The 12017-nt window shown below is 55.1% G+C and carries 13 protein-coding genes; 3 read left to right on the top strand and 10 right to left on the bottom strand.

Annotation, left to right across the window (positions count from 1 at the left end):
• Nucleotides 1–22: 22 nt before the first annotated feature.
• From KI379_RS06715 to KI379_RS06680, 8 genes are all read right to left on the bottom strand, one after another.
• A complete protein-coding gene (locus KI379_RS06715) occupies nt 23–907 on the bottom strand; it encodes a carbohydrate ABC transporter permease (protein ID WP_076168553.1) in 885 nt (294 codons plus the stop codon).
• Between the two features lie 14 nt (nt 908–921).
• Complete coding sequence (locus tag KI379_RS06710) at nt 922–1881, bottom strand: ABC transporter permease (RefSeq protein ID WP_076168555.1); 960 nt, start codon at nt 1879–1881, stop codon at nt 922–924.
• A 569-nt stretch (nt 1882–2450) separates the two neighbouring features.
• Nucleotides 2451–3488: a LacI family DNA-binding transcriptional regulator gene (locus tag KI379_RS06705; RefSeq protein ID WP_089546440.1), complete on the bottom strand. Its 1038-nt coding sequence runs from the start codon at nt 3486–3488 to the stop codon at nt 2451–2453.
• A 184-nt stretch (nt 3489–3672) separates the two neighbouring features.
• Complete coding sequence (locus tag KI379_RS06700; RefSeq protein ID WP_076168559.1) at nt 3673–4386, bottom strand: GntR family transcriptional regulator; 714 nt, start codon at nt 4384–4386, stop codon at nt 3673–3675.
• A gap of 10 nt (nt 4387–4396) precedes the next feature.
• A complete protein-coding gene (locus KI379_RS06695; protein WP_212983142.1) occupies nt 4397–5413 on the bottom strand; it encodes a sugar kinase in 1017 nt (338 codons plus the stop codon).
• Nucleotides 5406–6161 (bottom strand): 2-dehydro-3-deoxy-phosphogluconate aldolase, encoded by a 756-nt coding sequence (gene dagF, locus KI379_RS06690; RefSeq protein ID WP_212983141.1) that lies wholly within the window; start codon nt 6159–6161, stop codon nt 5406–5408. Before dagF ends, KI379_RS06695 begins: the two co-directional genes overlap by 8 nt.
• Before the next feature lies 1 nt (nt 6162).
• Nucleotides 6163–7266, bottom strand: coding sequence for a DgaE family pyridoxal phosphate-dependent ammonia lyase (locus KI379_RS06685; protein WP_076168566.1), 1104 nt, complete (start codon nt 7264–7266; stop codon nt 6163–6165).
• Complete coding sequence (locus tag KI379_RS06680; protein WP_212983140.1) at nt 7244–8344, bottom strand: amidohydrolase/deacetylase family metallohydrolase; 1101 nt, start codon at nt 8342–8344, stop codon at nt 7244–7246. Before KI379_RS06680 ends, KI379_RS06685 begins: the two co-directional genes overlap by 23 nt.
• 243 nt (nt 8345–8587) lie before the next feature.
• Here KI379_RS06680 and KI379_RS06675 point away from each other — a divergent pair, with 243 nt between their 5' ends.
• Nucleotides 8588–9085, top strand: a complete 498-nt coding sequence (locus tag KI379_RS06675) for an RDD family protein (RefSeq protein WP_212983139.1) — start codon at nt 8588–8590, stop codon at nt 9083–9085.
• 87 nt (nt 9086–9172) lie between these two features.
• Here the strand turns inward: KI379_RS06675 and KI379_RS06670 are convergent, their stop codons facing one another.
• The gene (locus KI379_RS06670) at nt 9173–9826 is read right to left on the bottom strand and encodes a deoxynucleoside kinase (protein ID WP_076168573.1); all 654 of its coding nucleotides are present in this window, start codon (nt 9824–9826) and stop codon (nt 9173–9175) included.
• On the bottom strand, nt 9813–10451 hold the full coding sequence (locus KI379_RS06665) for a deoxynucleoside kinase (protein WP_212983138.1): 639 nt from the start codon (nt 10449–10451) through the stop codon (nt 9813–9815). Before KI379_RS06665 ends, KI379_RS06670 begins: the two co-directional genes overlap by 14 nt.
• Nucleotides 10452–10668: 217 nt before the next feature.
• Here KI379_RS06665 and KI379_RS06660 point away from each other — a divergent pair, with 217 nt between their 5' ends.
• Nucleotides 10669–11085, top strand: coding sequence for a BlaI/MecI/CopY family transcriptional regulator (locus tag KI379_RS06660; protein ID WP_089546433.1), 417 nt, complete (start codon nt 10669–10671; stop codon nt 11083–11085).
• Between the two features lie 3 nt (nt 11086–11088).
• Nucleotides 11089–11925: a M56 family metallopeptidase gene (locus KI379_RS06655; protein WP_212983137.1), complete on the top strand. Its 837-nt coding sequence runs from the start codon at nt 11089–11091 to the stop codon at nt 11923–11925.
• Nucleotides 11926–12017 lie beyond the last annotated feature (92 nt).

Here is a 12017-nt window from a genome sequence, read left to right as displayed (position 1 = left end):
CATCATTTATCCATGCAAGGAATTATCCTTTGATGGCTCCGATCATGACGCCTTTGACAAAATAACGCTGCAGGAACGGGTACAGCACGAGCACCGGAATGTTGGCCACCACCAGCACGGCGTATTTGATGCCTTCCACCTCGCGCTGCTGCTTGATCGCCGATTCGGTCGACATTTTGACCATGTCGTTCGTCTGCCCCTGGATCAAAATTTCGCGGAGCACCAGCTGCAGCGGGAACTTGTCCTTATCTGTGAGGTAGAGCAGCGCGTTAAAAAACGCGTTCCAATGGCCGACCGCATAAAACAAGATCGTAACCGCGATGATCGGCATCGAGAGCGGCAGTATAATGCGCGTCAGAATCTGAATGTTGGAGCAGCCGTCGATCGTCGCCGCCTCCTGCAGCTCATGCGGGATGGACTGCTGGAAGAAGGTCCGCATAATGATGATGTTCCAAATGGAGACGGCGTTCGGAATGATCATGACCCAGAGGGTGTTCAGCATGCCGAGGTTTTTGATCAGCAGGTATGTAGGGATCAGGCCGCCGCTGAAAAACATCGTGAACACCAGCAGCGCCATAATGCCGTTTCGTCCCACAAAGTCTCGCCGGGACAACGGATAGGCCGCCAAAATCGTCATGACGAGATTGATCGCCGTCCCCAGCGTCGTGTAAATAAGCGTGTTGGTAAAGCCGCTGATGATGTCCTTGTTCTGGAAAATTTTCTCGTATGAGTTCAGGTTGATGCCCTTGGGCCACAGCAGCATTTCGCCGCGCAGCACCGTCTGCGGGTCGCTGAACGAAGCGCTGAGCACAAACACGAGCGGGTACAGCACCACCAGCGTAACCAGGATCAGAACGACGTAGTTGATGACGTTAAAAATGCGGTCTCCCTTGGATTCGATAAGCATGCCTCATGCCTCCCCTACCATAGACTTGTCTCGCTGATGCGCCGGGAAATCTGATTCACGACGACCAGCAGCACGAAGTTGATGACCGAATTGAACAAACCGATCGCGGCGGAAAAGCTGTATTCGGCATTCTGGATCCCGCTGCGGTACACATAGGTGGCGATGATGTCGGAGGACTCCAGATTCAGATTGTTCTGCATCAGCAGCACCTTCTCAAACCCGACGCCCATGATGCTGCCGATGTTCAAAATGAGCAGGATGACGATCGTCGGCATAATGCCGGGGATGTTGATATGCCAGATCCGCTGGAGCCGGGTGGCGCCATCGACGCGGGCTGCTTCATGCAGTTGGTTGTCAATCCCGGCCAGGGCGGCCAAATAAATGATCGAGCTCCAGCCCATCGTCTGCCATACGTCGGAGAGCACATACAGCGATTTGAACCAGGCGGGCTCGGTCATGAAATTGATCGGCTGGCCCCCGAACAGCTGAATGGCATGGTTGACCATCCCGTAGCGCGGCGACAGAAAAATCATCATCATGCCGACGACGACGACGGTAGACAGGAAATGCGGCGCGTAGGTAACGGTCTGTACGAATTTTTTGAATTTCTCGGCCCTTACCTCGTTCATCAGGAGAGCGAGGATGATCGGGATCGGAAAACCGACGGCCAGGCTGTACAGGCCGATGCCCAGCGTATTTTTCATCAGCCGCCAGAAAAAGTAGCTGTGAAAGAAACGCTCAAAGTGGTCAAAACCGACCCATGGGCTGCCCCAAATGCCTTTGGTCGCAATAAAGTCCTTGAAGGCGATTTGGATGCCGTACATCGGAACGTATTGGAACAGGATGTAATAAGCGATCACCGGGGAAATCAGCAAATAGAGCTGCCAGTTCCGGTAGATCCGGTTCCACTTCAACGCCTTGCGTTTTTTGCCGGCTGCCGCCTGCACGGCGGGTTGTACTTGAATGTCAGCCATACGACATCACCTCGAATGAAGGATAGGATAAGCGCAAACCCTGTCATGACTGGGGATCGCAAACAAACGGCCCCGTTTATATGTAATATAAAATGACATAACAACAATGGGAACTGAGTTTGGAGATGTGTCGCTTACTGGAATAGAGTGGTTTGGATTATTTTTGGATAAAAATTCGGATTTTATTTGGATTAATTTTGGATATAAACAATCATCTATAGGACAAAACCGGGATATCCCGGGGAGTTATCGTTAAAGGGAGGAATGACCTCATTTTCATAATTCCTTTATTTAAAGTAAATGAAAACGCAATCATATGGCAAATGGTTCGCGGAAAATTTGGATATCGATCACTCCAAAAGGATGAAAACCAATCCAAACGTTGTTTAATTTTTCCTCATCATAATATAGCTTTTTGGGGATGTCAAACATTATTTTGGATTGTTTTGGTTTCAAAACCGCTCAAATTTTGCTTAAAAATACAAAAAAGCATCCGCCGGAACCCGCTCCCAGCCGATGCTGCTCACAAAAATGCGTTATTATTATGTAACATAATCGAACATAAAAAGTCATTTCCTGCTGTAACTGGACGACTCTCTGACGATCAATGAACAGGACAGCAAAATCTTGGTCCCTGCCGGATAGTGCCCGTCCAAATAGTCGACAATCGATTTGGCGGCAACCCGGCCGATTTCGTGCTTGGGCACCGAAACTGAAGTTAACGGAGGCGTTGTATATTGGGCGACATCAATATTGTCCATGCCTACGATAGCGATATCCTGCGGGATCCGGCCTTCACGCTCCACAACGGCCCGCATCGCCGGGATCGCCAGCATGTCGCTGGCGCAGAAGATCGCCGTCGGCCATTCCGCTTTCGGAAGCCGGCTCAGCAAATCGCTCACCCCGCTGTAGCTGCGGTCCACGTTCCAGTCCGTATTGATCAGCCAGTCCTGGCGCAGGGCAAGTCCCTCCTCCAGCATGGCGAATTTATACCCGACAAAACGCTCCTCGCTCTCCATCTGCCTGGAATAGGCAGGACCACCAACAAATCCGATCCGCGTATGTCCCTGTTCGATCAAGTGGCGCACGGCCGCCCGTGAGGAGAAGATCCGGTCGCAGTCCACGACAGGCACCGACAGTCTATCGTCGTTCAGGCTCACACCCAGGATGGCGATCCCTTCCTTCTGAATCAGCCCGAACAGCTCCTCGTCATACCAGCTGATGGCCACGACGCCCTGCGCCCCGGTTTCCCTCAGCATCTGCTTCAGCCTCTCGGCATCTGACATTTCCTCCGATGTGCGGACCATCGCCGGCGGCTGTCCCATCTCTTCCATCTTTTCATGGAAACCGGCCAGCACCTTGGAGAAATACGGATGATCGTCCATCAGATGCTGGGGAACGATACAGGCGATCCGCTTGGTCTCGACAACCTGCTGGGGCGCGCCTTTCTGCGATCCGTGCCATTTGTACCCCAGCTCTTGGGCCGCTTCCCGGATCTTCTGCTTCGTTTCCTCACTGACCGGCCGGCTGGTGTCATTGCTGATCGCCCGGGATACGGTGGAAATGGACACGCCCACCCGTTCGGCAATATCTTTTAGCTTCGCCAATCCAAGTCCCTCCTCTGCAAATTTTGGCTCCAAATTTTACAACTGCAAACTGATCATATCATAAACCTGCAAATGCGTGGCGTCAAAATTCTACGCGGTGATGGCTCCCCCAAAAATGAACCAAATGCAAAAAAGCTGTTCCGAAAAACGGATGAATCCGCTTCGAGAACAGCCCGTAATGCCGCTATCTGTCGTAGGTGACCACATAATTTTGAAGGCCGGTATGATAGTAACCGATGCTGTATTCGATCACCTGGCCCAGCTCGTCATAGGAGTAACGCAACCTTTTGAGGACCGGGGTACCCCCGTCCAGGCCGAGCGTCTTCTGCACATGTTCCGGCGGGACGGCCACCGTAAACTCATCCCGCAAATTGCCGAGGGGAATATCCCGCCCTTCGAGCCATTCGTACAGGGACATAGCGTTTAGATCGTCCATATCCACCTCGCCGGCATCCGGGGTCACATAATGCGTGTAATAAATGTACGGCCGGTCATCCAGGAAATACACCCGTTCCAGCAGCAGGCTGGTCTCTCCCAGCAGCCGCCAAGCTTCCGACGATTCGTCATTGGTCACGCGCTTGACCTGAAGCCACAGCTTCCGGATCTGATGCCCTTCCTCCACCAGCACTTCCGTGAAATGCTTCCACTTGGCCAGCTTGGATACCGAGGTATTGCGGATCACCTTCGTTCCCCGGCCGCTGCCCTTCTCCAGAAAGCCCTCGCTGACCAGCTCCGAAACGGCGGCCCGGATCGTAATTTTGCTGACCGCAAATTCCTTCTCCAGCTGCGGCTCCGAAGGGATATTTTCGCCTTTGGGGTACACGCCGTGCAAAATCCGTTCCTTCAAAATATGCTTGATTTGTATGTACAACGGCCTATCTTTGCGGGATAAGCTCACAGCAGCTCCACTACCTTTCTACGTCACCTGCGGATGCCGTCATCGCCTTGAGAATGTCCTGCGCGGTGGACATCGGCGTATCGCCCGCCACCGTATGGGCCAGCATGCCGGCGGCCGCCGCATAACGCACCGTCGTCTTCGGCGGCAGGCCTTCCAGCTCGCCATGGATGATTCCGCTGGCAAAAGCATCTCCTGCCCCTATTCTATCATAGACGGCGAACGTCAGCAGGTCCGAATACGCAAATTGTCCGCTGGTGAACATAAATCCTTGCAGCGAATGGGAATTGTCGCCGTTCACGAAGCGGTGGGTCCCGGCAACCGTGCGGATGCCGAACGTCCGCGCGGCAAGCGGAATCAGCTCTTCCAGCTGCTCCCGGCGGGTTTCCTTCTCCGTACGGAAGCCAAGCGTCAGCATGGCGTCCCGCTCGTTCATCAGGACGACGTCCGCCAGGCGGAGCATCTCTTCATAATGCGGCCTTGCCCGGTCATATCCGTCTTCCCCCCACAGGGATGGACGGTAGTTGCAGTCAAATATGACCGTGCCGCCCTGCTGTTTCACCGCCCGGGCGAGCGCCTTCATATGGGCGCGCACCCCGTCGTTCATAGCCAGGGCGATCCCGCAGAAGTGAACGGCGTCCACCCGGCCCGCAATGCCGGTGAAGTCGTACGTTCCCTCCGGAGCGGTGTTAAAGCTGCTCTCCAGCCGGTTCGTATATGTGACCCGGCTCGGGCGGACGCCGAAGCCGTTCTCGAGAAAGTACATCCCGAGGTACTTTCCGCCGCGGCCGGCAAAGGAGAGGTCGATGCCGAGCTTACGGAGATAAGCTGCCGCCGCATCGCCCAGCGGATTGTCCGGCAGGCGGGTCACGAGCATCCCTTCGTGGCCCATGCGTGACAGTGCGGAAGCCACGTTGACTCCGGTGCCGGAGAACGTGTAATGCAGCGTCCCGGACTGGGACAGCAGTTCAACCCCCGGAACCGTCAGGCGCATCATCACTTCCCCGAAAGCCGCGATGCGCTTAGGCATAATCGTCCGCCAGCTTCTTCATGATTCCGGTCAGCGTCCGGACGTGCATGATGTTGGTATTGCCCGTATCTTTGTCGATGATGGAAGAATACACATGCGGAATGACCTGCGGCACGCCGCCTTCCAGCGCAATGCGGAGAATCGCTTCGAAATTGTCCATGTCGATGCCGCCGGTCGGCTCCAGGGCAAAGCCTTCAGCAGCACATGCCTTCACGACTTCACGGTACTCATCCTCGCGCGAAAGCCCCTGCATCGGGAAATACTTGAGCGCATTCCCGCCCATATCGCGCACCAGCGCAATCGCTGCCGCTACAGGAATGATGGCAGGATCGGACTGCGCCGCGCTGAATGGGCCGGTCGAAATGTTAACATAGCCCGGACGGCCGCATGGCGATACAAGGCTGTTGATCCAGCTGTCCTTCGCCCCGAGGTTCGCCCGGGTCGCGCCGACCGCCGGGAAAACCTGATTGATGTGGCTTCCGGGGTAATGCTTGGCGATTTCCGCCACCACTGCGGCCTGGCGGTTGTCCCCGGCCCCAAGCCCGATCGACACCGCCTCGTCGATCGCCTCGCCGTACTGCTTCATCGCCGCCACAGCTTCTTCCACGCTGGCGTAGTCCTTCGACAGGACGCCGACAAGCACATGGCCTTCGGCCGCTTCAAAAATCTCCTTGGCGTTCGCGATATCCTTCGCCAGCACGTTCAGGGCGACGCGGCCCTTATACCATCTATTCTCAATGTGGGACATTTTATTTTCCTCCTGTCAATTCACGGATTCGCGATTCAATCACCGTCATGTCATCGCCCATCAACGGCCTTGGATCGATGTCAAAATACCCCTGTCTTACGCCGTAATCCCGGGTATATATCGCAATGGCGCCCTGTCTCAAGCCGTCGTTCACATCCTTGGCGGTCGTTCCCGCCTGCTGCGGATCGATCTGCACCCGCGCCCGGTAAATGGCCCGGCCGGCCTCATCCTGCACGATCGTTACCCGGACCCCGGGAATGTCGTTCAGCGGCATCAGCGCCTGCAGCGATGCCTTTTCCTCCTCGCTCCGATCGACTTTGACCATATATTCGTCCAGCGCCTGCAGCAGGCCGAACGACGTTTCCTTGCCCACCTTCATGCTTCGTCCGATACCATGCAGCTGGACCTTCACCCACTCGATATATTCCCGTTTGCCCGCCACAATGCCGGAGGTCGGTCCTTCGATCGCCTTGGAGCCGCTGTATATGGCCAGATCCGAGCACTTCACGTACTTCTGGAGGTCTTCTTCCGCCGCAGCGTCGACGATCAGCGGTACGCCTGCCCGCTTGGCGGCTTCCCACGCTTCTTCAACGGAGATCATGTTCTTTTGTACGGCATGATGCGATTTTACGTACAAAATGGCAGCCGTCTTGTCCGTCACAGCGTCTTCGATATGCTCCGTGCGCCCCTCATTGGCATATCCAACCTCGACCAGCTTGCCGCCGCCGAGGTAGACCATCGTTTCCACCGGAGCGCCGTACTGCACGTTATGACCTTTAAGAATAATAATTTCGTTTTTCGCGATCGGCTCTTTATGCAGCTGTTCGCTCCGGCGGCGGTTTCCCTGCGTAACGATACCGGCCACCGACAAGGCGATGCCGCTGGACGCCGAGTTGACGATGACCGCCGCCTCCGAGCCGAGAACTCCGGCAATGTAATCGCCCGCCTTATCCACCAGGTCGGCGATTTCCACATAGCTCTGTCCGCCCTGCTTCATCGCTTCCATGACCGTGTCCGTCGGCGCGGAAACGCCGAGAATGCTCATCCGTCCGCTGGCATTGATGACCCGCTTGAGCCCATACTTAGAAAACAATGAATTCCCCATGAATGACCACTCCTTTGGTAGTAATGACTTGCTCAGCCGTTCTGTGCACACCCTCGGAATCTACAAGCTGCGCGGATTCGCCGCACACCGTAAAGAGGCTCAAATTCGCCGCATCCCCGACCTGTATCCGCCCGAGCTCGGGTCTGCCAAGCCACTGCGCAGCACGGACCGTGACTCTGCTGATCGTTTCCTCTAGAGAATACCCCAGGCTGAGGAACTTGGAAAGTACATTTGCTAAGCTGTACACGGGACCGTTCAGCCGGTTGCCCCGGTAAATATCCGTACTGATCGTATCCGGATGAATGCCGTGCCGTTTCGCGTCTTCAGCCACCCGGAAGGAAAAGCTTGCCGTCCCATGCCCAACGTCCAGATGGACGCCGCGCCGCACGGCATCGGTGAGCACTTTCAGCGGACGGCCGTCTGCATCAAACAGATTGTTGCTCTTGCCGTTTAAATAGTGGGTGATGATGTCGCCCTTCTCCAGAAGGGGAATCACGTCCCGGATATCCGGCGGCGCCGAACCGATATGCACCATCAGCGGCAGGCCGGTATCGTCCGACAAACCCCGGGCAAGGCGCAGCGGCTCGAGCCCGCTCTCCTTGACGACGCTCCGGCTGATGCGCGCCTTCAGCCCGACGATCAGCTCCGGATACGTCTGCGCCGCCTCGATCGCTTTGCCGCGGTCGATCCATTCCAGCCGGGACAGCTCATCCACCCGTTGCAAGCCGATCCGCGAAATGTTCATGAAGGCGAGCAGATTCGTCTTGGCTGCACGTCCGCTGGCGGCCAGATCGGCAATCCGGTCGGCCCCGCAGCTTCCCGCGTCGACGATCGTCGTGACGCCCTGCTTGACGCCGATTTCGTCAATGTCATCGCCGTAAGGGTCAAATTCGGGAAAGGCATGGACGTGCATATCGATCCAGCCGCTCGACACGTAAGTGCCCCGGCCGTCCCATACGGCGTCGCCCTTCCCCTCGCCGGCAGCCGTAATGCCGGCGATGATGCCCTTGGTTATGACGATGTCGATTTCTTCTCCGCTCACAAGCTTCACTTGGCGGAGTACGGTCGTTTGCTCCATGTCATCACCTGTCTTTTTATTATAACGTTATAATGTTTAAGATAGCACGGAACTACCCGTAAGTAAATATAACGTTATAATGTTTCAAGGAAGCAGCGTTATCCAAAAAAATCAGAATGAAAGGTTGTAGATCCGCAGCCCGCCGTCATAGATAATAGGATTAGACAAACCGCGTTCGACGTACATTGGAAGAAGCAGAACCACCATCATCAACTCCGTACGATACGGAAAGGGGAAACGGCCATGAAGCTGACCTTGGTAAGACTTACCGCCTACGGGCTGGATTTTATCATGCTTGCGCTTGTGCTCGTCGGTCTTCAGCTGGCGGCCTATCATCTGACCGGAGGATTCCCGTTTGACAGGCTGGTCAAGGGCTATCAAATCGAATGCTGGGTGCTTGCCACGATGTCCTTCCCCGTGTGGCTGTATTTTATCGTGTCGGAGTATTTTTTCGGCGCGACGTTAGGCAAAAAGCTGCTGCGGCTCTCGGTGACCCGCCGGGACGGAGAGCGTATTTCCTTTATCCAGGCCGCCGGCCGGACCTGCCTCAAGCTGCTGCCGTGGGAGCTGACCCATCTGATCGTCCTGGTTCCGGACCCATGGTGGAACGTCCCGGAGCCGCCGTATCCCGCATTGGTTCTGATTCCGAACGGGATGATTCTGCTGTATATCGTGTTCCTGCTGCTTAACCGGGGAAAGCGCGCGCTTCATGATATTCCTGCCGGCACTTTCGTCCGTTAACCGTTGACAGAGCTGGACAGCTCCGCTGATCATTTATAATCTAAAAAACGGACCACGCCCACTGGCATGATCCGTCTTCCTTTATAACTATAATTTTGCCGGCGTGCCTGCAATCGTTCGGCCCACTTGCGTCAAAATGTCGGACATGGACCGCTCGTCGTGCACATCATAATCCTCGATGTTCAGGCGCAGCACCGGGCAGGCATGAAATCCGTTAATCCAAACCGTATATCGTTCATGCATTTCTTCCCAATAAGACACGTCTGTCTGGATTTCCATCTCGCGGCCGCGTTCCCGGATTCGGGACAGAATGGACGGCAGGCTCCCTTCGATATAGATCAGGACGTCCGGATGCGGAAAATAAGGCGTCATTACCATCGCCTCGAAGAGGCTGGTATATGTACGGAAGTCCGTTTCCGACATCGTCCCTTTATCCGCATGCATTTTGGCGAAAATCCCGGTATCCTCATAGATGGAACGGTCCTGGACAAAGCCACCGCCGAGTTCGAACATGCGCTTCTGCTCTTTAAACCGCTCGGCCAGGAAATAGATTTGAAGATGGAAGCTCCAGCGCTCAAAATCGTGGTAGAACTTCTCCAGGTACGGATTGTCGTCCACCTGCTCAAGCGAGGTTTTAAAGCCGAGCGAACCGGCCAGCGCCGCCGTCAGCGTCGATTTGCCGACACCCACCGTGCCCGCCACCGTAATGACCGCATTATCCGGGATATTATATGGATTCATACACAAGCTCCTTTATTTGCGAGGATATCGTTTCAAATTGTTCCTCATTCTTGACGAAATCAACTTCGTCCCCATTAATCGTCAGCAGTACCGTCGATGCGCCGTCTGTGCCGTCACTGAGCTTGCCCATCGCGGCATCATAGTCCTCGATCAGCTGCTTGAGATAGGCGGGATCCATTCCTTCTTCAAAAGGGCGGCCCCGCCGGGCGATCCGTTGCAGCAGCGTATCCAGGCTGGCCCGGATATAGATAATGACGTTCGGCTTCGGCAGATCGCCGGTCAGCACCTGATAGATTTGCCGGTACTTCTCCCGCTCGACGCCGTGCAGCGTTCTTTCGCTGAAAATTAAATTTTTATACATATGATAATCGGAGATAACCGGCTGTCCCTTGCCGATATAGCCGTTCACCGTATGGGTGAGCTGCTTGTACCGGCTGCACAGAAAGAACATTTCGAGCTGAAAGCTCCAGTCCTCCATATTCTCGTAAAATGACTCGATGAACGGATTTTCCTCCACAATTTCCTTCACCACCGGAAAGCCCAGTCTGTTAGCCAGCATCGCAGCCAGCGTGGTTTTCCCCGCTCCAATGGGCCCTTCTACGGCGATAAACGGCACCTGTTTCATGAATGGTGTGACTCCCTCCCTACGGTATGCCAAAAAAAACGACTTACCTATTGTATCACAGCATCGTCCGTTTGCTAGAAGAACTTTTCTTGAAATCATATCCTTTAGCTGCGCAGGTTATGCAGGCGCTGAAGGCCAGGAAAGCCAGTGCTCCGGTCCTGGTTGACGGGCATGCCGACATAACACTATAATTTGTAGTGTAAAGGGAGTGCACTGTATGAAGATGAACAAGTTCAATTATCAAGGACGGGGATTGGAGCGATTCTTCGGCCCGCTTGAAGCCAAGGTCATGGACGTGATCTGGAGCCGCCTGGAGGCGGTGACCATCAAGGAAGTGAACGCCAAGATCAGCGAAGACAAGCCCATGAGCTTCAACACGATCATGACGGTCATGAACCGGCTTGTTGACAAGGGGATTCTGCAGAAGAAGCTTCAGGGGAAATCTTACGTGTACAGCCCCGTTCTGACGAAGGAGCAGTTTCTGGAGGAACAATCGAAAGAGCTGTCCTACGATCTGGTTAAGGAGTTCGGTTCCCGGGCCGTCGCCCATATGATCGATGCGATGGAACAGGTGGACCCCGACCTGCTCGACCAGCTGGAGAAGCAAATCAAACAATGGAAAAAGGATCGGTAAGCCATGTGGGAAAAGCGATCGAAAGGGATGCTCGCCTTTGTCATGCTGACGGCCGGCTTGGTCTACGTGCAGATGACGCTGTTTGTGGTTCAGTTCATTTTCCATGTCCGTATGCCGGCGAACCTCTTTAATGTCTGCATTGAATTTTTGCGATTCATCGGGTTCCCGGTCCGGATCAATGTCATGCTGTTTTTGCTGCTTACCTCACTCCTGCTGTCGCTTGCCGTCTGGCTCCGGGAAGGCATCGCTTCGTTCCGCTGGAGGAAGCTTCTGCACCGCTGCCTGGATCCCGACTTATCGCAGGCGATCGGCGAAGAGCACGGACTTGGTCCCCAAGCTTTAACTGTGATCGATCATCCGGATCAGGTCGCCATGACGGTGGGACTGCTGCGGCCCCGCATCGTCCTGTCGACAGGCCTCATATGCGAGCTGAGCGAGAGCGAACTCGCGGCCGTCATGGCTCACGAGAAGTACCATTTGAGCGAGAGGCATCCGCTTAAAATTTTTCTGCTGACGCTGGTCGGCACCACGTTCTGGTACATACCGATCTACCGCTGGCTGATCGGCAAATACAAAATGCTGATCGAGCTGATGGCCGACCGTCAGGCCGTTCGCGCCACCGGAAGCGTCGCCGATCTGGGCAGTGCCCTGCTCGTGATGCTGAAGCGGGGGACATCCGCCACGCTGGTACCGAGCAGCGCGTCGTTTGCCGACAACGCGATCAATCTGCGCTTGAAGCTGCTGGTGGATCCGCACTTTAAGCCGCCGCTGCGTCCGCCGCTTATCCCCTGCATCGTCTCTCTGATCGCATTCGGATTCGTCGTATTTGGCATTGGATAATGCGGTAAAACAACGCCTTGCCGTTTCATATCAGGCAGCGGCGTTTTTTCGGAAACTTAAAACTACGTTATGTAGTGTTAATTGAAGTGGAG

It is taken from the genome of Paenibacillus cineris, assembly GCF_018333335.1.
GTDB classification, from domain to species: Bacteria; Bacillota; Bacilli; order Paenibacillales; family Paenibacillaceae; genus Paenibacillus_AQ; species Paenibacillus_AQ favisporus.
Note: the sequence above shows the minus strand (reverse complement) of the source record. Positions and strands in the feature narration are given on the sequence as shown.